This window comes from Bradyrhizobium sp. CIR48 (assembly GCF_014198315.1).
Classification (GTDB): domain Bacteria; phylum Pseudomonadota; class Alphaproteobacteria; order Rhizobiales; family Xanthobacteraceae; genus Bradyrhizobium.
The window spans coordinates 105,591-126,935 of record NZ_JACIHG010000005.1; the positions used below are offsets into that span (position 1 = coordinate 105,591).

Sequence of the window (21,345 nt, forward strand, 5' to 3'; positions counted from 1 at the left end):
CCAGTCTCAGCGTCCGATTGTCACGCCTTGCTTACACGTTGCCCGCCGTTGATCTGGCGCGCAACGAGATATGACAGCGGCATCGCAAGCGCGAATCCCACGGCGACTGCATAGGGGATGTTCCTGATCGCGTCGGCGGCGAAACTCGGCACCATCAGCACGACGATCAGGCTGACGCCCGCCAGCGTCGTGCCCAGCATGATCCAGACCAGAACCGAGACCTTGAACATGACAATCTCTCTTCTTCGTTGAAGATGAGCGATCATGTTCCCCAAAGCCGTCGGCCGTCATTGATCCCACGCAAATCGCCCGCGCGCGGGCGCGGCGGCGCGTGATGCCCGGAATTGATCGGCGTCAATGACAGCGGGATGCGCGTTATTCGACGGGATGACCGATCGCGGCGCCGAGCTCGCGCAGCAGCCGGTCGGACAGCTGGCCGGTGACCTGCATCTTGTGCTCGCGCTCGAACTTCTGGATCGCGGACTGGGTCTCGCCGCTCATCGTGCCCGTGATCTTCAAATTGCCGTAGCCATATTCGGACAGCGCGCGCTGCACGCCGGCGATACGCCGTGCGGCGGGGCTCTGCGGCACGGGAATCGGCGCGGGCGGACGCATGGCGGACGGCGGCGTCGAGGTCGTCGCCTTGACCAGATTGGTCATGGGATCACTGCCCGCGCGCGGCGTCGATGCGGTCGCCTCGACGGGCTTTTCGGGCGGCTTCTCGGCGGCTCGCTCGGCAGGTTTCGGCTCGGCGCGGAACTCCGTCGCGCGCGGCTCCAGCGGCGAGGTATCGGCGCCGACCGGGCGCGGACGCGGCATTGGGTTCGACAGCGCCACGGCGGACGGCGCGGGAAGATTGATCACGGTGCCGAACATCGGCGCCGGATGGCGGCCAGTCTGCAGGAACAGCGCATTGGCAACGATCGCGCCGATCGCGGCGACGGCGACGAGACCGGCGAGCGTGTCCTTCGGGCTGTGCAGCAGCACGCGCATCACGAGGTTGCGCTCGGTCTCGACATCGATGACCGCGGCCTTCGCGCCACGGCGGCGCGGAGCGGCTTCGTCCTTGGCAGACTTCTTAGGCACTTTTCTTCACCAGAGCGGGTTGGTCCTGAGACTGGTCGTGAGTTTGGTCCTGAAGGTCCTGGCGCAGCACCGGCGTCAGCGTCGCGACCTTGCTCTCGACCGGCTTGACTTGCGGCGGCGTGTAGACGAGCGGCAGCCTGACGGTGACGGCGGTGCCCTCTCCCAATCTGCTTTGTACCGTCAATTCGCCGAGATGCAACGCCACGAGGCTCTTCACGATCGAAAGTCCGAGGCCGGTTCCCTCGTGACGGCGCTGATAGGTCTTGCCCGCCTGGAAGAACGGCGCGCCGATGCGCTTGAGATCGTCGGGCGCGATGCCGACGCCGGTGTCGCTGATGCGCAGCGTCAGCTGCGAGCCCGACACGGCAGCGGTTACCGAGACCTGACCGCCACGCTCTGTGAACTTGATGGCGTTGGCGACGAGATTGAGCACGATCTGCTTGAATGCCCTGGGATCGCCGGTCATGACAGGCAGATCCTGCGGCGCGTCGGTGATGAGGTCGATGCCGTTCTCCCGAGCCTTCAGCGCCAAGAGATTGCAGCAATGCAACAGCGAGGCGCGCGGCGCGAACGGCTCGGACGCGATCTCGAAATTACCCGACTCCATCTTCGACATGTCCAGGATGCCGTTGACGACCGACAGCAGGTGCTGGCCGGAATCGTTGATGAGCTGGGCATATTCCTGGCGCTGGGCCGAGCCCAGCATCAGGGTCTGCTCCTGCGCGATCATCTCGGAGAAGCCGATGATGGCGTTCAGCGGCGTGCGCAGCTCGTGGCTCATGGTGGCGAGGAAGCGCGTCTTGGCGGCATCGGCAGCTTCCGCGGCACTGCGCGCCTGATCCAGCGCCTGCTCGGACAGCTTGTGGTCGGTGACGTCGCGCATCACGGCGACGACTTCGGCCTCGCGCGTGACGTCGCCATGAGGATTCTGGCCGATATCCCGGTCGAGCGGGCGGCAGCGCATCTCGACCCAGAGGAAATCGACCTGACCGCGCTCCGAACCGTCGGGCTCTCGCCGCAGCCGGAACTCGATGCTGCGCACATCGCCGCGCGCGGCATCGGAGAGCGCGGTGAGATAGGCCGGGCGATCGGCGACATGGACGCGGTCGAACAGGCCATGCCCGAGCAGTTGCGCCACCGGCGTGCCGAGCATGGCTTCCGCCGCGGGCGAGATGAATTGCACCGCACCGTTGCGCCGATGCCGCGAGACGACGTCGCTCATGTTGCGGGCGAGCAGGCGATAACGCTCCTCCTCACGCGAGAGCAGCGCCACGCTGGTGCGCGCCAGCGATTCCGCGCCGAAGGCAAGGCCGGCGGCATAGAGCGTCGCCGAGACGACGCCGCACGCCATCAGCACGCCGCGTTCAGCAGGGCTGGTGTCTGCAACCGGCAGCCAGCCGAGCTGGCCGACGAGGATCAGGAGTCCTGCACAGGACAGCGCGAGCAAGGATGCAAAGGCCGCGACGCGGCGCGAGGCCGACAGCGCGGCTTCGAGGGGAACCACGACCAGCCAGACCGCGGCAAATGATTCGATGCCGCCCGTGGTGCCCGCGACCACCATGATCAGGCCGGCGAGCGCCAGCGACGACAGCACATGGGCGCCTTCATAGCGGCCGGTGCGCGACAGGAACCAGGACAGCAGGATCGGCGCGATCAACCAGGCGAACGCGGCGACCTCGACCGCGCTCGGCGCGCCACGCATGGCGAGGAAGACCGGGAATGCGGCAAAGGCGGCCAGGCTGCCGAGCAGCCGCGGCGCCATGAAGGCACGATGACGCGCCCGCATCAGCGCATCGTAACGCGCGGAGGGATGCAGCAGTGCATCGAGACAATCGCGGATGATACTCAAAACTGTCACGGGTCTCGCGCTTCGGCTCAATCGTCTTTTGGAAGACGCGCCGCAACGCCTCCTTGTCGTTGAGCCACCGTGTCAGAGCGACCTTAAACGAGTGCTAAGGCGGCTCGGTGTGCGGCCGGACGCCGGGTCATCGCGGGGCTTTTTAGACGATTTGGCGACGTCTTCGGCGAGGATGGTGAACACAGGGTTTCACGCATCCCGGCATGGTTTCGAATTGGTGGATATGCGTGCCAGCGAAAGCAGGGGCGCCGGCGTCAATCGAAAATTTACGACACCGTCGATCTCGAAGAATTTTGCGTAAATTTTCCGCGAATTAAGCTCAAGGCAATCACTTGCGATTTATCGAGAGTTGCTAGGTCCGACATCCGCGGAGTTCGCCGCGGACGGGATCGAACGTACAGGTCGCTAAGATGCGCTTTCTGCTCCGCATCACATTCTGGCTCGGGCTGGTGCTGGTGCTCCTGCCCAGGGACAAGACGCCCGAATCGGACAAGCTGCCGCAGATCGGTGCTGCCGATGCGGTGCAGGCTGCGACCGCGGCCGTCTCCGACATGACCCAGTTCTGCAAGCGCCAGCCGGCGGCCTGTGAGGTCGGCGGACAGGCCGCGACCATCATCGGCCAGCGCGCCCAGGACGGGGCGCGCAAGATCTACCAGATCATCAACGACAAGAAAGAGCAGATCTCCAACGACAAGAACGAGAAGAACGACAAGAACGACAAGAAGGCGCCCGACCATACCGGCTCGATCGCGATGGCCGGCGAAGGCGATGCCGCGTCGGCCGAGGCGCCGCGTGATACCCTGAGCCAGGACGACCTCGCGCTGGAATGGCGCGGCCCGGCGGCGGCGAATTAGCGCCCAAACCCTATCGATTTCATCTCCTCGCATCCTTATATTGGCCCTAACGGGAACACGGGCCAACATGACGACGATCGACGAAATCAGGGACAATTTCGAGCTTCTGGACGAGTGGGACGACCGCTACCGGTACGTCATCGAGCTCGGCCGTACCCTGGAACCGATGCCCGAGGCGGAACACTCCGCCGAGAACAAGGTCAACGGCTGCGTCAGCCAGGTCTGGCTGCAGAAGCTGGTCGACCGCGGCCATGGCGCGCCGATCCTGAAATATCGCGGCGACAGCGACGCGCATATCGTGCGCGGGCTGGTCGCGATCGTGCTCTCGCTCTATTCGGGCCGCACGCCGCAGCAGATCCTCGATACCGACGCGATCGCGGTGTTCAACGAGTTCGGCTTTCGCGATCACCTGACGCCGCAGCGCTCCAACGGCCTGCGCTCGATGGTCGAGCGCATCAAGACCGATGCGAAAGAGGCGCTGGCGGAAGCGTCGTAAGAAGCTCCGTAGCGTGGGCAAAGCGGCTTGTCCGCCGTAGCTCGAAGAGCGAAGGCGGAAGCGTGCCCACGATTTGCGTGTGACTGGTGAGAATTCGTGGGCACGTCGCGCAAGCGCGCCTTTGCCCACCCTACGAGACCGAGCGAGCTGCTCTACTTCCCCTTCTTCCGCTGCTGCTGTCCGAGGCCCATCTGCTTGGCGAGCTGCGAGCGCGCCACCGCATAGTTCGGCGCGACCATGGGGTAGTCGGCCGGCAGGCCCCATTTCTCGCGGTATTGCTCCGGCGTCATGCTGTACTGCGTGCGCAGATGGCGCTTCAGCGACTTGAAGCGCTTGCCGTCTTCCAGGCAGACCAGATAATCGGGCGCGATCGACTTCTTCAGCGAGACCGCCGGCTTGGCCGGCTCGAGCGGCGCGGTCTCGGTGCGACCTGACGACACCCGCACCAGGGCGCCATGCACCTGGCTGATCAGATTCGGAATCTCCGTCGCAGGCGTCGGATTGTTGCTGAGATAGGCCGACACGATGCTCGCCGTCAGCTCGATGAAATTCCTTGCCCCAGCGTCCGACATCGGCCCGCCCCTCCACTTGCGCCTCACGGGATAGACGACGCCGAACTATTCCGTGTCAACAGGACGTTCGGCTGAAACAAGACGATGACCGACACGGTGGCGACAACGGCGCTCTAGTTCTGCGCGGCAGAGCTCAGGACCGCTGGTCGAGATGGGCGCGCAGCTCGTCGATCGAGGCAAAGCGCATCATGCCCTCCGGCATCTGCGCTTCGATCGAGCCGTCGGAATAGAGCGAATAGGCCATGCCGTCGACGATTCCGGATTTGAGCACGGTGACGGGCGGCTGCTCGACAGGTGGCGGTGGAGGCGGCGGCGGCTCGGGTGCAGGCGGAGCGGCCTCCGCAAAGGTCGATGGCGAGCGCGGCGGCGGCCGGCGCAAGGCGGCCGGCGGCTCCGGCGGACGCATGCGGTCCGGCTTCGGCCAGGCATCGTCGAAGCTTGCAGGCGGAGTATCCAGGGCCTCACCGGGCTCCGCAGGGAGCTGCGGCGGCGCGTCCTCGATGGCCTTCGCCTCCGCACGCTCCCGTTCCTTACGCGAGGTCGAGGCGAACAACAGGTTGCGCCGGCGCGGCGCTTCCGGAGCCGCGGGCGGCGTTGGAGCTTCCGGCACCGGCGGCGTCTCGACACGCGGACGCTCGCGCGCGGCGGCTTCGCTCTGCCACGGCGGCGGGCCTGCGGCGGGCGGCGGCGACGGTGGCGGCTCGATCCTTGCCTCGCCCCTTGCCGCCGCAGCGGGCATCGGCTCGGGCGCAGCAGCGCCTGGCACGGCAAGGCCCGGCCCGGATGCGGCGAGGCCCGGCAGCACGGGCCTGACCCGAACCTCGGACGGCGCACCGGCCAGCCGGCGCGCGAGGCCCTTCAGTTCCGTGACCACGACATAGAGGCCGGCCAGTAACAATCCGGAGCAGACGGCGATCGTGCCCGAGATTATGAGGGGGCTGCCGAGGCTGAACTCCCTGACGGAGAAGCCAAACAGGATCGAAAGGAAGCCCGCCACGACGGCGAAAATCCCCGCGATCAACAATGCCAGATTCATCGAACTCACCCCCGGTCGCCATCCACACGCGACAACCGCTACGCCACGATACCGTCATCCGGTGTTCCACGCCAACGAGGAATTGTCGGTAGCGTTCCTAAAGGGAAGGAAATCAGGGACTTATTCACATTCCCTTCAGCTACGGCTCGCTACTGCTTAGACTGCTCTCAAGTAACCGGAATTGCTGCGTCGCATCAGGAATTTAGCCATAATGCCCAATTACTTGGTAATGGAACTGCGCTATAGGGAGTCCGGGGTTGAGGCCCGCGCGCACCAGCAGGGCCAAGAGGGGATTCCGGGGCACCGATAGCCATGACATCCATCACGACTGCGGCGATCGACACGCCTCTGCGGCGCTCGGTCGAACGGACTTGCGACGATCTCGCCATGCTGGTGCTGGCCGCGGTCGCGGTCATTGCGGGCCTGACGTTCCGCGACTACGGCCTCGGCTGGGATGACTACACCCACGCTGAATATGCCGATTTGCTGCTGCGCATGTTCGGTTCCGGCTTCAAGGACACCGCGGCGCTCTCCTTCGCCAATCTCTACATGTATGGCGGCGGCTTCGACATGGTCGCGGCCCTCCTGCACAAGATCATTCCGCTCGAGCTGTTCGAGACGCGACGACTGGTCGGCGCCATTGTCGGCGTCGTCGGACTTGCGGTGACGTGGCGGCTCGGCCGCCGCATCGGCGGACCCCTTGCCGGTCTTGCCTCGCTGCTGCTGCTCGCGCTGTGCCCGATCTTCTACGGCCACATGTTCATGAATCCGAAGGATGCGCCCTTCGCGGTGGCCATGATCATCCTGATGCTCGGCCTGGTCCGGCTCGCCGAGGAATATCCCAAGCCGTCGCCGCGCACGATCCTGATCGTCGGCCTGGGTGCCGGCCTTTCGCTGGGCTGCCGCGTTCTCGGCGGGCTTGCGCTGGTCTACGCCGTGCTCGGCTTCATCCCGCTGTTCCTGGAGGAACTGCGCAGCGAGGGCCTGCGCGAGTCGGTCCGCCGCTTCGCCCATGTCGTCTATGTGCTGCTGCCTGGCCTCGCGTTCGGCTACCTCGTGATGGGCCTGATCTGGCCGTGGTCGATCATGGAGCCCGGCAATCCCTTCGAGGCGCTGACCTACTTCTCGCACTTCTTCGAGAAGCCGTGGAAGGAGATGTTCGACGGCGCGATCGTGTCCGTGCCCGACATGCCCTGGTCCTATCTGCCGACGCTGTTCGCGCTGCAGCTGCCCGAGGTGATGCTGGTGCTGACGGCCGGCGCCGTGGTCGGCACCTTCGCCATGCTGCCGCGAAGCGAAGTGCCGGCGCGGCGCAAGACCATCATGCTGATGCTGACGCTCGCCGCAACCCTGCCGCTCGCGATCGCGATGGTGAAGCGGCCGGCGCTGTACAACGGCATCCGCCATTTCGTGTTCGTGATCCCGCCGATGGCGGTGCTCGGCGGCGTCGCCTTCGCCTGGGCCATGGAGCGCCTGCGCGCCAATCACCGCACCTGGCAGCCGGTCGTGCTCGCCACGTTCTGCTTTGGCCTCGCGCTCTCGCTCGCCGAGATGATCCGGCTGCATCCCTATCAGTACACCCACTTCAACCACATCGCCGGCACCGTCCGCGGCGCCGACGACCGCTTCATGCTGGACTATTGGGGCCTCGCGCTGAAGCAGGCCTCGGATGAGCTGCGCGAGCAGATCGTCGAACGCCAGGAAGTGCCGCCGACCAATCGCAAATGGAAGGTCGCGGTCTGCGGTCCGCAGCGCCCCGCCCAGGTCGCGCTCGGGCCCGACTTCACCATCGGCTGGGATTCCAACGCGGCCGATTTCGCGATGACGCTCGGCGAGTTCTACTGCAAGGGCCTCACCGCGCCCGTGATGGTGGAGATCAAGCGCGACGACGTCGTGTTCGCCCGCGTCTACGACATCCGCGGCCGCAGCATTTCCAGCCTGCTGTCGATCCCGGCGCCGTAATATTCTTCTCCCGTAGCCCGGATGAGCGAAGCGACATCCGGGATCCCTCTCAGAGCGGTCCCGCATGTCGCTCCGCTCATGCGGGCTACGCTTGACTGCCGCGCGCTTGTCGCGCCTTGCTGCTTGCCACGAGCGGTACTACGCTCCCTCCCCGCAACAACGATGTTCGGAGAGATCAGCCATGTCGCCAGCGGAAGCGCGCCTGAAGGAAGTGCCGTCTGATATGACGGAGGCCGAGTGGCAGCAACGGGTCAATCTCGCCGCCTGCTACCGCCTTGTCGCGCTGTACGGTTGGGACGATCTGGTCGACACCCACATCTCCGCGCGCGTGCCCGGCCCCGACCATCATTTTCTCATCAATCCCTATGGGCTGATGTTCGACGAGATCACGGCCTCGAGCCTCGTCAAGGTCGATTTGCACGGCAACCAGCTCTCCGAGAGCGAATACAGCATCAACCCGGCGGGCTTCACCATCCATTCGGCGATCCACGAGGTGCGCGAGGACGCGATCTGCGTGCTGCATCTCCACACGCTCGACGGCACCGCGGTGTCGAGCAGCGCTGAAGGCCTGCTGCCGCTGAACCAGACCGCCCAGCTCGTCACCCACGACCTCGCCTATCATGACTATGAAGGCATCGCGCTCGATCACGACGAGCGGCCGCGGCTGCAGAAGGATCTCGGCGACCACAACCACATGCTGCTGCGCAATCACGGCACGCTCACCGTCGGTCGCTCGGTCGCCTCCGCCTTCGAGCGCATGTACCACCTCGAGCGCGCCTGCTCGATGCAGGTGCGCACGCGCGCGCTCGGCACGCCGGTCTACCCGGTCGACGATACCGCGATCGACAAGAACACCGAGCTGCTCGCCAACCGCGACCGCGCCGAGCTGCGCGCCACCAACCTCGTGTGGCCGCCGCTGCTGCGCAAGCTCGACCGCGAGCTCCCGGGCTACCGGTCTTGAGATTTTCGGGATTTGGTGTAGGGTAGCGCCCAACTAACCTCTACGCCTTTTGGAATGAAACGCCGCCCAATTCCGGGCGGCGTTTTTATTTTGGGGCGGTAGTCGCCACGACAGCAGAGCCGTAGGGTGGGCAAAGCGCAGCGTGCCCACGTTCTTTCGCGTTTGGTAAGAGATGGTGGGCACGGCGCTTTGCGCCTTTGCCCACCCTACGACAGCTCGCCTACTTCACCTCCGCCAACGCCGCGAGGATGCGGGCCCAGGAGCGGATGCCTTTCTGGAAGCTTCTCAAATCGTACTTCTCGTTCGGCGAATGGATGTTGTCGTCGTCCAATCCGAAGCCGACCAGCAGCGAGTCGAGGCCAAGCGTGCGCTTGAAGTCGGCGACGATCGGGATCGAGGCGCCGGAGCCCATCAGCACGGTCTCCTTGCCCCATTCCTCCGTGAGCGCCTTGCTGGCGGCGGCGAGCGGCTTCATGTTCCAGTCGAGCGCGACGGCGGGCGCGGCGGAATGGTCGCCGAACTCGACCTTGCAGTCGCCGGGAATGCGCCCCGTCACGTAGTCGCGGAAGGCCTTGCGGATCTTTTGCGGGTCCTGCCCTTCGACCAGGCGGAACGAGACCTTGGTTGAAGCATGCGACGGGATCACCGTCTTGGAGCCCTCGCCGATATAGCCGCCCCAGATGCCGTTGACGTCGCAGGTCGGGCGCGATGAGGCCTGCTCGATCAGGAGGCGCCCCTTCTCGCCGGCCGGGATCGACAGGCCGATCGGCTTGAGGAACATCTCCGGCGTCAGGTTGAGCTTCTTCCACTGCTCCAGGATATCAGGCGGCAGATCCTTCACGCCGTCATAGAAGCCGGGAATGGTGATGCGGTTGTCGTCGTCGAACAGGCCGCCCAGAATTTTCGTCAGCACCCGGATCGGGTTCATCGCGCTGCCGCCGAACACGCCGGAATGCAGGTCGCGATTGGCGGCGGTGATCTTCAGCTCCTCATAGAGCAGGCCGCGCAGCGAGGTCGTGATCGCCGGCGTGTTGCGGTCCCACATGCCGGTGTCGCAGACCAGCACGTAGTCGGCTTTGAATTCGTCCTTGTTGGCCTCGATGAAGGGCACGAAGTTCTTCGAGCCGACCTCCTCCTCGCCTTCGATCAGAAAGGTGATGTCGACCGGCAGCGAGCCCGTCACCTTCTTCCAGGCGCGGCAGGCTTCGACGAACGTCATCACCTGGCCCTTGTCGTCCTCGGCGCCGCGCGCGACGATGATCTTGCGGCCGTCGGCATGGTCGGTGACGACGGGCTCGAACGGCGGACGGTGCCAGAGATCGAGCGGGTCGACCGGCTGCACGTCGTAATGGCCGTAAAAGATCACATGCGGCCGCCCACCGGCCCCGGTCTTGCCGACGATGGCGGGATGGCCCGCGGTCGGCCTCACTTCAGTGGCGACGCCGAGGCTCGCGATATCCTTGGCGAGATGCTCGGCCGCCGCCTTGCAATCCCCGGCGAAGGCCGGATCGGCGGAGATCGACTTGATCCGGAGCAGCGCGAACAGGCGCTCCAGGCTGTTGTCGAAATCCTTGTCGATGTGGTCGAGCACGGATTGAAGCTGCGCATTGGCCATGGTCGTTGGTCCTGACGTTCGAGTCTCAAGAGGTACCGGGTTTTAGCGCCGTCGCGGGCTCGGAGCCAGCCGCAACGGGCGGATGCCGGATGTGCCATGCAAGACTACCTGCAAGAACGGCGGTCGCGAGGAGATTGTTGCCCCAAGCCTGGAGGACAGTTGGAAACCACGGCAGCGCCAGCAGCATGAGAATTCCGGCTGCGCCGAGGGCGAGCCAGGTTCCGAGACGCACATTCGGCCGCTCGTCGAAGGCGGCGCGATGCATCAGCACCGTCATCGGGAAGAACAGCCACATGAAGTAGTATTGCCGAGCCAAAGGCGAGGCCACCGTGATCAGGCAGAACAGGATGGCGAGCTCCTCGGCATCCGAGCGCGCCGTTCGCCGCGCTTGCTGCGGCATGATCGCGACGAAGCCGAGCCCGAGCAAGGCCGACAGCACCAGCACGATCCAGTTCGCCGTCCTGTAATCGACGTCGATGATGTTCATCGTGCGCGGCGGCTTGCCGGGATCCTCCAGATTGAAGTTGATCGGACGGACCAGGCGGTGCGTGACGGCGATGAGGGACTGGTTGACCCACGACCAGTTCTGCTCGTCACGCTGGCCAAAGCCCTTTTCCGAGCTCGTTCCGACCATGCCCTGATACCAGGTCGCAAGCTCGGCCGCGTTGCGCTCGAAGCCGCGGATCGGCGCCGGCACGACATAGAGAAGGATGCCGGTGAAGGCGACCGTGCCGGCGGCCGCCGCCCATTTTCGCCGCCAGACCAGATACGGCAGGACCGCGATCGGAAACACCTTGATGGCAGCGGCGAGCGCGAACATGAAGCCCGCTAGCCAGGGACGTTGATGCCGCAAGCTCCAGAAACCGTAGAGCATCATGGCCAGCAGGACGAGGTTCGGCTGGCCGAGGTCGAACATGTCGAACACGAACGGCACGGTGACGACGGCAGGCAGCGCCTCCAGCCAGCGGCCGGGGCTGCGCCCCGAGCCGGCCATGACCTGGCAGAACGTCCCGGTATACCACCACGCCACGGCATTCAGGATCGACAGGACGACATAGAGCGGGATCTTGCCGAACCAGCTCGGGATCGCCAGCAGGATCGCCGGCAGCGGCGGATAGATGAACTCGAAATACTCGACGGCCGTGGCGGGATAGAGTGGCTCACCCTGCAGGACCTGTTGCCCGGCCCACAACCACAGCGGGTAATCCTTGGTCTTGCCGCTGCCGAAGATCTCGGGAACGAGCACGTCGGCGGTGAGCAGGGCGCAGCAGAACAGAAACAACAGGTCCAGCGGCGCGCGCAGCGACAGGCGTCTGGGCGCGTCAGGCTTGGCTAACGGAGCGGGCGGAGTCACGGGGTGGTCCTGTGCGGCGGCGAACAGGACGTAGCAGACCGGCGCAGGCTTGGAGAGCCCCTCACCTGAAATTGTACCGTTGGCGGCCTCGGGCAACGGCACATGAGGTGACTAGCAGAGTACTTGAGCTTTCACAGCGTCATGGCCGGGCTTGTCCCGCCTGCGCGGCCGAAGCCGCTTCGGCGCGGCGAAGGCCTGGGCGTCCACGACCTTTTGGGGCAAGCGGAATTGCCCAAAGCGGCCCGCCTACCGCCGCAGCAATCCGCCGAGCGCGCCGCGGACCAGCGTGCGGCCGATCGAGCCGCCGAGCTGGCCGCCGACAGACTTGCCGATATTGGCGGCCATCCCGCCGATCACCTGGTTGGTGACCGATCGCGTCACGTCCCGCGCAATGACCTGGCCGGTCGACAGGCGGCCGCGCTTGACGTTGGTGCCGAAGATAGTGCCGACGATCGAGCCGATCTGGCCGAGAAGGCCGCCGCCATTTCCGCCAGCCGGACCGTCCGCTGTGGCCGCTGTGCCGGCGATGCGCTTCTGGATCATCTCGTAAGCGGACTCTTCATCGACCGCGGTGTCGTATTTGCCCTTCACCGGGCTCGCAGCCATGATCGCCTTGCGCTCGTCCGGCGTGATCGGCCCGATGCGAGCCGACGGCGGCCGGATCAGCACCCGCTCCACCATCGCCGGAGTGCCGTTGCCTTCGAGGAAGGACACCAGCGCTTCGCCCTTGCCGAGCTCCATGATCACCTTGGCGGTGTCGAGCTTCGGGTTGGGCCGGAAGGTCTGGGCCGCAGCGGCGACCGCCTTCTGGTCCCGAGGGGTGAAGGCGCGCAGCGCGTGCTGCACCCGGTTGCCGAGCTGTCCGAGCACGCGGTCGGGGACGTCGACCGGGTTTTGCGTCACGAAGTAGACGCCGACGCCCTTGGAGCGGATCAGGCGGACCACCTGCTCGATCTTGTCCATCAGCGCCTTGGGCGCATCGTTGAACAGCAGATGCGCCTCGTCGAAGAAGAACACGAGCTTTGGCTTGGGCAGATCGCCGGCCTCGGGCAGCTCCTCGAACAGCTCCGACAACATCCACAGCAGGAATGTCGCGTAAAGCCTGGGGTTCTGCAGCAGCTTGTCGGCGACCAGGATGTTGACCATGCCGCGGCCGTCGCGGTCGCTCTTCATGAAGTCCTTCAGCGTCAGCGCCGGTTCGCCGAAGAATTTGGTGCCGCCCTGGTTCTCCAGCACCAGCAGCTGGCGCTGGATGGTGCCGACGGTGGCCTTGGTGACGTTGCCGAACCCCTGCGCGGCCTTGCGGATGGCGGCGAGCGGATCCTCCCCCACGTCCGCCCCCTTCTTCGCGCTATCGGGCACGATGGCGTCGAGCAGTGCGCGCAGATCCTTCATGTCGATGAGGGTCAGCCCGTTGTCGTCAGCGACGCGGAAGGCGACGTTGAGCACGCCTTCCTGCACGTCGTTGAGGTCGAGCATGCGCGCGAGCAGAAGCGGCCCCATTTCCGTGACGGTCGCGCGCACCGGGTGGCCCTGCTCGCCGAACACGTCCCAGAACACTGTCGAGAACTGGTCGGGCTGGAAATTCAGCCCCATTTCGGAAGCGCGCTTGAGGATGAAGTCTTTGGCCTCGCCAACCTCGGAGATGCCGGAGAGGTCGCCCTTGATGTCCGCCGCGAAGACCGGAACACCGGCGCGTGCAAATCCTTCCGCCATCACTTGCAGCGTCACGGTCTTGCCGGTTCCGGTTGCGCCCGTGACGAGGCCGTGGCGATTGGCGAGCGCCAGCGTCAGCCATGCCTGCTCGTCTCCCTTGCCGACGAAGATCTTGTCGTCGGTATCGCCGAGCTTGCTGTCCTGTGCGGTCATTATTCTCTCTGATCTCTCTGCCGGGTTTCGCGTATTGAAACTCAAATGCACCAGTTCCGTAGTTTAACGCATGTTGCGCGCCGATTAAAACGGTTCAACACGGCCGAACATGCGACATAGTCGGAAACGGACGGACGACATCAGCCGAAAGTAGGAACGAGGCGTTCGCAACGCGGCAATTTTTCGCCGATTCCAACTCCGCTCTTGCATCGCTGCAACACTTTTCGCGCGTTCGAAGGTGAATCGCGACGACGCGTGCGTTCATCGCTTGAATTTCACATCACACCGGCTCAAGATCATTTTCGAAAGAAATACTCCGGCAAGCAAACCGGCTGAGGGGCGGGCCTTATGGACGAGCTGATCGGGCGGCTGGCGACAAACGCCAGCATAGATAGTGCTGTCGCTGAAAAGAGCGTCGGCATCATCCTGGGCTTCCTCCGCAACGAGGGTCCTTCCGACAGCGTGCAGGCCCTGATCAATCAGATCCCCGGAGCGGAAGCCGCGATCGAGGCATCCAGGAGCGGCGGCGGACTGTCGCGGCTGATGGGCGGCGGCTTGATGGCTGTCGGCACGCGCCTGATGGGCCTCGGACTTGGCATGTCGGAGATTCAAAACGTCGCCCGTGAACTTTTCCGCTTCGGCCGAGACAAAATCGGAGCAGATCAGATGGGCAAGATCGTTGCGGGGACGCCGGGCCTCAGCCAGTTCGCCTGAAGCTTTGGCAATTCATATCGAGTATCATGACATATCCGATCTCCGAGATTGAGGGCCTGTCGGTCTTTGCCGCCAACAAGTTGAAGGCGCAGGGCATCCGCACCACCGACGGGCTGCTCGAGGCGGCCGGCACAGTGAAGGGCCGCAAGGCGCTTTCCGCCAAGACCGGCATCAGCGAGCAGCTGCTGCTGGAATGGGCCAACGTCTCCGACTACATGCGTATTCCCGGCATGGGTCGGGCCAAGGTCGGCCTGGTCCGCGCCGCCGGCGTCACCACCGTGCGCGAGCTCGCCTATCGGAATCCGGCAAGGCTCGCCCAGAGCATGCGCGACGCCAACGAAAAGAAGAAGCTGCTCCGCATCCTGCCTTCCGAGAAGTCGGTCGGCGACATCATCGCCAAGGCGAAGAAGCTGCAGCCGAAGATCACATATTAGTTCACTTGCTCTCTCTGTCATCCTGAAGTGCGAAACACGGGACGCAAAGCGTCCCCGTGGAGAGCCTCGAAGGATGCACGGCCACCGCCACATCCGCACGGAGAGAGCCGGGCGGTCGCCCTTCGAGGCTCGCCGAAGAGGCGAGCGCCTCAGGGTGACGGTCTCAGACCAGGGTTGTGCTGCCCCATCCCGTCTTGACTCCCCCTCCCCGACCGCGCAAAGCGGGCGGCATGAATGCCTCGCCCTCCCCATCCGTCCCGCCGGCCGGCTCGGCCGGGCCAGATGCGCTGCGGAAACTGCTGGAACGACCGATCCCGGCGGTGATGGGCGTGCTCAACATCACCCCGGATTCCTTTTCCGATGGCGGCGAGTTCATCGCGCCCGAGCAGGCGCTCGCACGGGCGCGGGCGATGATCGCGGATGGCGTCGACATCATCGATATCGGCGCCGAATCCACCCGGCCCTACAAGGGCGCGAAGGCCGTCACGGCGGACGACGAGCTCGCCCGGCTGAAGCCGGTGCTGGCGGGCGTGGTCGCGCTCGGCGTGCCGGTGTCGATCGATAGCATGAAGGCCGAGGTGGTGGCCTACGCGCTCGACCAGGGCGCGGCGATCGCCAACGACGTCTGGGGCCTGCAACGCGACGCCGCCATGGCGCCGCTGGTGGCCGCGAGAGGCGTTCCCGTCATCGTCATGCACAACCGCGACGACGCCGATCCCGCCATCGACATCATCACGGACATGAAGACGTTCTTCCTGCGCTCGCTGGATATCGCCGCAAAGGCCGGCATCGCGCGCGACAAGATCGTGCTCGATCCCGGCATCGGCTTCGGCAAGACTGCGGAGCAGAGCATGACCGCGCTGGCGCGCTTGCGCGAATTCGAGATGTTCGGCCTGCCGATCCTCGTCGGTGCCTCGCGAAAACGCTTCATCGCCTCGGTGTCGCCATCGGAGCCGAAGGACCGGCTCGCCGGCTCGATCGCCGCGCACCTGATCGCCGCGCAACGCGGCGCAAAGATCATCCGGACCCATGACGTCGCCGAGACCTTGCAGGCGCTGCGGGTGGCGAACGCAATCGAGGGCAAGCAATGACCGATACGATTTTCGTCACCGGCCTGTCGATCCACGCCCGCCACGGCGTGATGGATCACGAGACCGAAGTCGGCCAGCGCTTCGTCATCGATCTCGAACTCTATACCGACTTGTCGGAGCCCTCGCGCAGCGACCGGCTCGCCGACACCGTGTCCTATGCCGACGTCGTGGCGACGACGACGGCAGCGTTCAAGAATACCAATTACAAGCTTCTGGAACGCGCCGCCGGCGCGGTGGCCGACGCCATCCTGTCGCACTTCCCGCGTATCCGCGCCGTGAAGGTCACCGTGCACAAGCCGCATGCGCCGATCGCCGCGATCTTCGACGATGTCGGCATCATGCTGACCCGCTCGCGGCACCCCTGATGGCAAGCGTGCTGATCGCACTCGGTGGCAATGTCGGCGATGTCCGCGCGACATTCGCCAAGGCGATCGCGCACATCTGCGGCATGGCGCAAGGCGCCCTGATCGCGCGGTCCTCGGACTATGCCACGCCGCCCTGGGGCGACGAACAGCAGGACCCCTTCATCAATGCCTGCATCGAGATCGAGACCGACCTCGATCCGCACGCGCTGCTGTTCGTGCTGCAGAAGGTCGAGCAGAAATTCGGCCGCACGCGGAACAAGGAGCGGCGCTGGGGCCCGCGCACGCTCGATCTCGACATGATCGCCTATGACGATGTCAGCTTGCAGAAGCCGGACCTGACCTTGCCGCATCCGCGCCTGTTCGAGCGCGCTTTCGTGCTGGTGCCGCTGGCCGAGATTGCACCCGACCGCGTGATCTCGGGCATTCCAGTGCGTGACGGGCTCGCCAGCGTCTCGACGCAAGGCATTGAGCGGCTTCCGGATACCGGTTAACCAAAAACAACCGTTTGCAGGGGCGGCCCGCCGTGGCAATTTCGCCTGCGAATAACGATACGTTTGGGAGCCCTTGGCCGCATGACCTCCGTGACTGACGACCTGCCGCTGGCGGCCGATTTTCCCAAGACGACCGTCGAGGATTGGCGCAAGCTGGTCGACGGCGTTCTGAAGGGCGCGCCGTTCGAGAAGCTGGTCGGCAAGACCTATGACGAACTCAAGATCGATCCGCTCTATCCGCGCGCCAAGGGTGTCGCGCCCGTCGTGGGTCGACCGGCCGCCGCCCCCTGGCAAATCATCCAGCGGATCGACCATCCCGACGCGGCGCTCGCGAATGCACAGGCGTTGCAGGATCTGGAGAACGGCGCGACCGGGCTCGCGCTGGTGTTCGCCGGCGGCAGCGGCGCTCACGGGTTCGGTCTGGAACCTTCGGCCGAAGCCATCGCAAGGGTCTTGAAGGACATCCATCTCGATGCCGGCATCGGCCTCGAGCTTCAGATCGGACCGCAATCGCGGATGGCCACGATCCATGTCGCGGAATATGTGAAGAGCAGCGGCCTCGATCCCGCCGCCTGCAACATCCGCTTCGGGCTCGATCCGCTCGCGGCGGGCGCGGTGTGGGGCCACAGTCCCTATACCTGGGAGGAGATCGCCCCTGCCGTCACCGGCGCGATCAAGGGCCTCGCCGGGCTTGGTTTCAAGGGACCGTTCGCGTCCGCCGACGGACGCGTGATCCACGATGCCGGCGGCTCCGAGGTGCAGGAGCTCGCCTTCGTGCTCGCCTGCGGCGTCGCTTATCTGCGCGCGATCGAAGGCGCCGGCATTCCGCTCGAAGCCGCGCAAGGCATGGTCTATGCGCGGCTTGCCGCGGATGCCGACCAGTTCCTGACCATGGCGAAATTCCGCGCGCTGCGGCTGTTGTGGGCGCGCATCGAGACAGCGTGCGGGCTCACGCCCAAACCGCTGTTCATCGCCGCCGACACGGCCTGGCGCATGCTGACGCAGCGCGACCCTTACGTGAACATGCTGCGCGCGACCATCGCGACATTCGCGGCGGGGCTGGCCGGCGCCAACGCGATCACCGTGCTGCCGCATACGCTGGCCCTCGGCCTGCCCGATCCGTTCGCGCGCCGCGTGGCGCGCAATACGCAGCTCCTGCTGCTGGAAGAGAGCAACCTCGCCAAGGTCTCTGATCCCGCCGCCGGCGCAGGCGGCATCGAGACGCTGACCGCGCAGCTTTGTGAGGCGGCCTGGACCCTATTCCAGGAGAGCGAGACAGCCGGCGGTGCGTTTGCCGCGCTTCAGCAAGGCCTGTTTCAGGGCAAGGTCGCGGCCGCGCGAAAAGCGCGTGACGCCAACATCGCAAAGCGTCGCGACGTGCTGACCGGCGCCAGCGAGTTTCCGAACCTGCACGAGAGCGAGACCGCGGTGCTGAAAGCGACGCCGGTCGAGCTGGCACCGTACGGCGAGCAGAAATACAAGTTCGATCCGCTGCCGCCGATCCGGCTGGCGGAACCGTTCGAGGCGCTGCGTGACAAATCCGACGCGGCGCTGAAGGCGCGGGGCTCCCGGCCGAAAGTGTTCCTGGCCAATTTCGGCACGGCCGCCGATTTCACGGCGCGCGCGACCTTTGCCAAGAGCTTCTTCGAAGCCGGCGGCATCGAAGCCCTCGATAGCGAGGGCTTTGCCGATGCGGCCAAGGTGGTGGCAGCGTTCAAGGCCTCGGGCGCCGAGCTTGCCTGTCTTTGTTCCAGCGACAAGGTCTATGCGGAACACGCCGAAGCTGCAGCGAAGGCCCTGCAAACGGCCGGCGGGCGACATATTTATCTGGCAGGCCGCCCGAGCGAGACCGAGGCGGCGCTGCGGGCCGCTGGCGTCACGGGTTTTGTCTTCGCCGGAGGCGATGCGCTTGCCACGCTACAAGACGCCTATCGACGGATGGAACAGAAATGACCGAACCAGGCAAACCAGTTCTCACCGGCGGCTGCCAATGCGGGGCCGTGCGCTTTGGCGTCACGACGGCGCCAACCAGGATTTCGATCTGCCACTGCCGCATGTGCCAGAAGGCGGCCGGCGCGCCGTTCGCGTCCTTTGCCGACATCAACAAGACGGACTTTGCCTGGACCAAGGGGCAGCCGTCGTTCTTCCGCTCCTCCACCATCGCCGAACGCGGCTTTTGCGCCGGCTGCGGCACGCCGCTGAGCTTCGGCCGCATCGACGGCGACCGGATCGAGATCATGACCGGCGCCTTCGACCGTCCTGACCAGATTATTCCGACACGACAGTTCGGCACCGAATCCCGCCTTGGCTGGGTGGTGGGCATCGCCAATCTGCCGAGCCAGACCACGCAACAGAATTACGGACCGGAGAAGATGGCGACCATCGTCAGCCATCAGCATCCGGATCATGATTGAGGATATGGTTGAAACCATGAGCCGCATTCCCAATTTCGCAGACGTCGCCTTCGAGCGCGCCACGACCGCCGCGCCGTCAGGCAACGCCGAGCCGTGGCTGACGCCCGAGGGCATCTTGGTGAAGCCTGCTTATGGCGAGGGCGATCTCGCCGGGCTCGATTTCCTCGAGACCTATCCGGGCATCGCGCCCTACCTGCGCGGCCCCTACCCGACCATGTATGTCAACCAGCCCTGGACTATCAGGCAATATGCCGGCTTCTCCACGGCGGAGGATTCCAACGCGTTCTACCGCCGCAACCTCGCGGCCGGCCAGAAAGGCCTTTCCGTCGCCTTCGATCTCGCCACCCATCGCGGGTATGACAGCGATCATCCGCGTGTCGGCGGCGACGTCGGCATGGCCGGTGTGGCCATCGATTCCATCTACGACATGCGCACGCTGTTCGCTGGGATTCCGCTCGACCAGATGAGCGTGTCCATGACCATGAACGGCGCGGTGCTGCCGATCCTCGCGCTTTACGTCGCCGCGGCCGAAGAACAGGGCGTGCCGCCGGAGAAGCTGTCAGGCACCATTCAGAACGACATTCTGAAAGAGTTCATGGTGCGCAACACCTACATCTATCCGCCCGCGCCTTCGATGCGGATCATCTCGGACATCTTTGCGTACACCTCGCAAAAGATGCCGAAATACAATTCGATCTCGATCTCCGGCTATCACATGCAGGAGGCCGGCGCGACGCAGGATCTCGAGCTCGCCTATACGCTCGCCGACGGCGTCGAATATTTGCGCGCCGGCCTAGCTGCAGGTCTCGACGTCGACCGCTTCGCGCCGCGCCTGTCGTTCTTCTGGGCGATCGGCATGAACTTCTTCATGGAAGTCGCCAAGCTGCGCGCCGCGCGCCTGCTCTGGGCGAAGCTGCTCAAGCCCTTCAACCCCAAAGACCCACGCTCGCTGTCGCTGCGCACGCATAGCCAGACCTCGGGCTGGTCGCTGACCGCGCAGGACGTCTTCAACAATGTGATGCGCACGACGGTGGAGGCGATGGCGGCGACCCAGGGCCACACCCAGTCGCTGCACACCAACGCGCTCGACGAGGCCCTCGCCTTGCCGACCGACTTCTCGGCGCGCATCGCCCGCAACACCCAGCTGTTCCTGCAGCAGGAGAGCGGCACCACGCGGATCATCGATCCCTGGGGCGGCTCGTATTACGTCGAGCGTCTGACGCGCGACCTCGCGGCGAAGGCCTGGGGCCACATCCAGGAGGTCGAGGAGCTCGGCGGCATGGCGAAGGCCATCGAGGCCGGCCTGCCGAAGCTGCGCATCGAGGAGGCCTCCGCCAAGACGCAGGCGCGGATCGACGCCGGCAAGCAGGCGGTGATCGGCGTCAACAAGTACAAGCCGACCGACGAGGCGCCGATCGACATCCTCAAGGTCGACAACACCAATGTCCGCCGCCTGCAGATCGACAAGCTGACGAGGCTGAAGAGCGAGCGCAACCAGAAGGACGTCGATGCCGCGCTCGCCGCGCTGACGCGCTCGGCCGGCGAGGGCAATGGCAATCTGCTCGCGCTCGCGATCGACGCGGCGCGCGCCAAGGCGACCGTCGGCGAAATCTCTGACGCGATGGAGAAGGTGTTCGGCCGACACCGCGCCGAAATCAAGTCCATCACCGGCGTCTACAAGCGGGAGGCGTCCACCATGGGCAATCAGGTCGAGAAGGTTCAGGCGCTGATCGACGCCTTCGAGGAGGCCGAGGGCCGCCGCCCGCGCATCCTCGTCGCCAAGATCGGCCAGGACGGCCACGACCGCGGCCAGAAGGTGATCGCGTCCGCGTTTGCCGATATCGGCTTCGACGTCGACATCGGGCCGCTGTTCGCCACCGCAGACGAGGCCGCACGGCAGGCGGTCGAGAACGACGTCCACATCCTCGGCGTCTCCTCGCTCGCCGCCGCCCACCTCACCGCGGTGCCGGAGTTGAAGGCCGCGCTGAAGAAGCAGGGCCGTGACGACATCATGATCATCGTCGGCGGCGTGGTGCCGCCGCAGGATTACGACGCGCTCTACGCCGCCGGCGCTGAAGCGATCTTCCCGCCGGGCACGGTGATCGCGGATGCGGCTGAAGAGCTGATCCGCAAACTGAATGCGCGGCTCGGCCATAGCGAGGCGGCGGAGTAG

Annotated in this window: 20 protein-coding genes; 12 read left to right on the forward strand and 8 right to left on the reverse strand. The window is 65.3% G+C overall.

Translation table 11 applies throughout. The annotated features are described in order from the left end of the window. Nucleotides 1–20 precede the first annotated feature (20 nt). The 3 genes from GGD66_RS17020 to GGD66_RS17030 form a co-directional block, all read right to left on the reverse strand. A complete protein-coding gene (locus GGD66_RS17020) occupies nt 21–230 on the reverse strand; it encodes a hypothetical protein (protein WP_026201548.1) in 210 nt (69 codons plus the stop codon). A 145-nt stretch (nt 231–375) separates the two neighbouring features. Beyond that, nucleotides 376–1,086 carry a peptidoglycan-binding domain-containing protein gene (locus tag GGD66_RS17025; RefSeq protein WP_018315766.1) on the reverse strand — a complete coding sequence of 237 codons (711 nt, stop codon included), beginning with the start codon at nt 1,084–1,086 and terminating at the stop codon, nt 376–378. Continuing rightward, a complete protein-coding gene (locus GGD66_RS17030; RefSeq protein WP_183258419.1) occupies nt 1,079–2,944 on the reverse strand; it encodes an ATP-binding protein in 1,866 nt (621 codons plus the stop codon). The genes GGD66_RS17025 and GGD66_RS17030 overlap by 8 nt, the downstream gene beginning before the upstream one ends. 410 nt (nt 2,945–3,354) lie before the next feature. Here GGD66_RS17030 and GGD66_RS17035 point away from each other — a divergent pair, with 410 nt between their 5' ends. Together GGD66_RS17035 and GGD66_RS17040 are read left to right on the forward strand one after the other, a co-directional pair. After that, complete coding sequence (locus GGD66_RS17035; RefSeq protein WP_092256623.1) at nt 3,355–3,798, forward strand: DUF5330 domain-containing protein; 444 nt, start codon at nt 3,355–3,357, stop codon at nt 3,796–3,798. Between the two features lie 67 nt (nt 3,799–3,865). Next, entirely contained in the window at nt 3,866–4,294 is a 429-nt protein-coding gene (locus tag GGD66_RS17040; protein ID WP_092256626.1) for a SufE family protein, read from the forward strand. Between the two features lie 152 nt (nt 4,295–4,446). Here the strand turns inward: GGD66_RS17040 and GGD66_RS17045 are convergent, their stop codons facing one another. Together GGD66_RS17045 and GGD66_RS17050 are read right to left on the reverse strand one after the other, a co-directional pair. Beyond that, nucleotides 4,447–4,866, reverse strand: a complete 420-nt coding sequence (locus GGD66_RS17045) for a MucR family transcriptional regulator (protein WP_183258420.1) — start codon at nt 4,864–4,866, stop codon at nt 4,447–4,449. Nucleotides 4,867–4,999: 133 nt separating this feature from the next. Further along, nucleotides 5,000–5,902 carry a DUF308 domain-containing protein gene (locus GGD66_RS17050; RefSeq protein WP_179734040.1) on the reverse strand — a complete coding sequence of 301 codons (903 nt, stop codon included), beginning with the start codon at nt 5,900–5,902 and terminating at the stop codon, nt 5,000–5,002. A gap of 312 nt (nt 5,903–6,214) precedes the next feature. Here GGD66_RS17050 and GGD66_RS17055 point away from each other — a divergent pair, with 312 nt between their 5' ends. Beyond that, complete coding sequence (locus GGD66_RS17055) at nt 6,215–7,864, forward strand: glycosyltransferase family 39 protein (protein WP_183237391.1); 1,650 nt, start codon at nt 6,215–6,217, stop codon at nt 7,862–7,864. A 181-nt stretch (nt 7,865–8,045) separates the two neighbouring features. Next, nucleotides 8,046–8,825, forward strand: a complete 780-nt coding sequence (locus GGD66_RS17060) for a class II aldolase/adducin family protein (protein WP_092256635.1) — start codon at nt 8,046–8,048, stop codon at nt 8,823–8,825. Between the two features lie 220 nt (nt 8,826–9,045). Here GGD66_RS17060 and GGD66_RS17065 read toward each other — a convergent pair whose 3' ends face one another. From GGD66_RS17065 to GGD66_RS17075, 3 genes are all read right to left on the reverse strand, one after another. Then, entirely contained in the window at nt 9,046–10,440 is a 1,395-nt protein-coding gene (locus GGD66_RS17065) for a M20/M25/M40 family metallo-hydrolase (protein ID WP_183258421.1), read from the reverse strand. Between the two features lie 25 nt (nt 10,441–10,465). Continuing rightward, entirely contained in the window at nt 10,466–11,794 is a 1,329-nt protein-coding gene (locus GGD66_RS17070; protein ID WP_183258422.1) for a glycosyltransferase family 87 protein, read from the reverse strand. A gap of 246 nt (nt 11,795–12,040) precedes the next feature. Beyond that, nucleotides 12,041–13,663: a helicase HerA-like domain-containing protein gene (locus tag GGD66_RS17075; RefSeq protein ID WP_183258423.1), complete on the reverse strand. Its 1,623-nt coding sequence runs from the start codon at nt 13,661–13,663 to the stop codon at nt 12,041–12,043. Between the two features lie 348 nt (nt 13,664–14,011). Between GGD66_RS17075 and GGD66_RS17080 the strand changes: the two genes are divergently transcribed. The 8 genes from GGD66_RS17080 (at nt 14,012) to scpA (ending at nt 21,345) form a co-directional block, all read left to right on the forward strand. Next, nucleotides 14,012–14,377: a DUF2267 domain-containing protein gene (locus tag GGD66_RS17080; protein ID WP_183258424.1), complete on the forward strand. Its 366-nt coding sequence runs from the start codon at nt 14,012–14,014 to the stop codon at nt 14,375–14,377. Between the two features lie 26 nt (nt 14,378–14,403). After that, nucleotides 14,404–14,811, forward strand: a complete 408-nt coding sequence (locus tag GGD66_RS17085) for a DUF4332 domain-containing protein (protein ID WP_018315752.1) — start codon at nt 14,404–14,406, stop codon at nt 14,809–14,811. A 230-nt stretch (nt 14,812–15,041) separates the two neighbouring features. Next, a complete protein-coding gene (gene folP / locus GGD66_RS17090; protein WP_018315751.1) occupies nt 15,042–15,902 on the forward strand; it encodes a dihydropteroate synthase in 861 nt (286 codons plus the stop codon). Beyond that, complete coding sequence (folB, locus tag GGD66_RS17095) at nt 15,899–16,267, forward strand: dihydroneopterin aldolase (RefSeq protein ID WP_018315750.1); 369 nt, start codon at nt 15,899–15,901, stop codon at nt 16,265–16,267. Before folP ends, folB begins: the two co-directional genes overlap by 4 nt. After that, a complete protein-coding gene (folK, locus tag GGD66_RS17100; protein WP_018315749.1) occupies nt 16,267–16,758 on the forward strand; it encodes a 2-amino-4-hydroxy-6-hydroxymethyldihydropteridine diphosphokinase in 492 nt (163 codons plus the stop codon). The genes folB and folK overlap by 1 nt, the downstream gene beginning before the upstream one ends. An 81-nt stretch (nt 16,759–16,839) precedes the next feature. Next, nucleotides 16,840–18,711, forward strand: a complete 1,872-nt coding sequence (locus tag GGD66_RS17105; RefSeq protein WP_183258425.1) for a methylmalonyl-CoA mutase family protein — start codon at nt 16,840–16,842, stop codon at nt 18,709–18,711. Beyond that, a complete protein-coding gene (locus GGD66_RS17110; protein WP_018315747.1) occupies nt 18,708–19,172 on the forward strand; it encodes a GFA family protein in 465 nt (154 codons plus the stop codon). Before GGD66_RS17105 ends, GGD66_RS17110 begins: the two co-directional genes overlap by 4 nt. 16 nt (nt 19,173–19,188) lie before the next feature. After that, the gene (gene scpA, locus GGD66_RS17115; protein ID WP_183258426.1) at nt 19,189–21,345 is read left to right on the forward strand and encodes a methylmalonyl-CoA mutase; all 2,157 of its coding nucleotides are present in this window, start codon (nt 19,189–19,191) and stop codon (nt 21,343–21,345) included.

What these genes read in the sequence shown, in the direction of transcription:
- GGD66_RS17105 (WP_183258425.1), top strand. Translation starts at nt 16,840, where the DNA reads ATGACCTCCGTGACTGACGACCTGCCGCTGGCGGCCGATTTTCCCAAG.
- GGD66_RS17085 (WP_018315752.1), top strand. Translation starts at nt 14,404, where the DNA reads ATGACATATCCGATCTCCGAGATTGAGGGCCTGTCGGTCTTTGCCGCC.
- GGD66_RS17065 (WP_183258421.1), bottom strand. Translation starts at nt 10,440, where the DNA reads ATGGCCAATGCGCAGCTTCAATCCGTGCTCGACCACATCGACAAGGAT.
- GGD66_RS17045 (WP_183258420.1), bottom strand. Translation starts at nt 4,866, where the DNA reads ATGTCGGACGCTGGGGCAAGGAATTTCATCGAGCTGACGGCGAGCATC.
- GGD66_RS17055 (WP_183237391.1), top strand. Translation starts at nt 6,215, where the DNA reads ATGACATCCATCACGACTGCGGCGATCGACACGCCTCTGCGGCGCTCG.
- GGD66_RS17040 (WP_092256626.1), top strand. Translation starts at nt 3,866, where the DNA reads ATGACGACGATCGACGAAATCAGGGACAATTTCGAGCTTCTGGACGAG.
- GGD66_RS17050 (WP_179734040.1), bottom strand. Translation starts at nt 5,902, where the DNA reads ATGAATCTGGCATTGTTGATCGCGGGGATTTTCGCCGTCGTGGCGGGC.
- GGD66_RS17080 (WP_183258424.1), top strand. Translation starts at nt 14,012, where the DNA reads ATGGACGAGCTGATCGGGCGGCTGGCGACAAACGCCAGCATAGATAGT.
- folB (WP_018315750.1), top strand. Translation starts at nt 15,899, where the DNA reads ATGACCGATACGATTTTCGTCACCGGCCTGTCGATCCACGCCCGCCAC.
- folK (WP_018315749.1), top strand. Translation starts at nt 16,267, where the DNA reads ATGGCAAGCGTGCTGATCGCACTCGGTGGCAATGTCGGCGATGTCCGC.
- scpA (WP_183258426.1), top strand. Translation starts at nt 19,189, where the DNA reads ATGAGCCGCATTCCCAATTTCGCAGACGTCGCCTTCGAGCGCGCCACG.
- GGD66_RS17060 (WP_092256635.1), top strand. Translation starts at nt 8,046, where the DNA reads ATGTCGCCAGCGGAAGCGCGCCTGAAGGAAGTGCCGTCTGATATGACG.
- GGD66_RS17020 (WP_026201548.1), bottom strand. Translation starts at nt 230, where the DNA reads ATGTTCAAGGTCTCGGTTCTGGTCTGGATCATGCTGGGCACGACGCTG.
- GGD66_RS17035 (WP_092256623.1), top strand. Translation starts at nt 3,355, where the DNA reads ATGCGCTTTCTGCTCCGCATCACATTCTGGCTCGGGCTGGTGCTGGTG.
- GGD66_RS17075 (WP_183258423.1), bottom strand. Translation starts at nt 13,663, where the DNA reads ATGACCGCACAGGACAGCAAGCTCGGCGATACCGACGACAAGATCTTC.
- GGD66_RS17110 (WP_018315747.1), top strand. Translation starts at nt 18,708, where the DNA reads ATGACCGAACCAGGCAAACCAGTTCTCACCGGCGGCTGCCAATGCGGG.
- folP (WP_018315751.1), top strand. Translation starts at nt 15,042, where the DNA reads ATGAATGCCTCGCCCTCCCCATCCGTCCCGCCGGCCGGCTCGGCCGGG.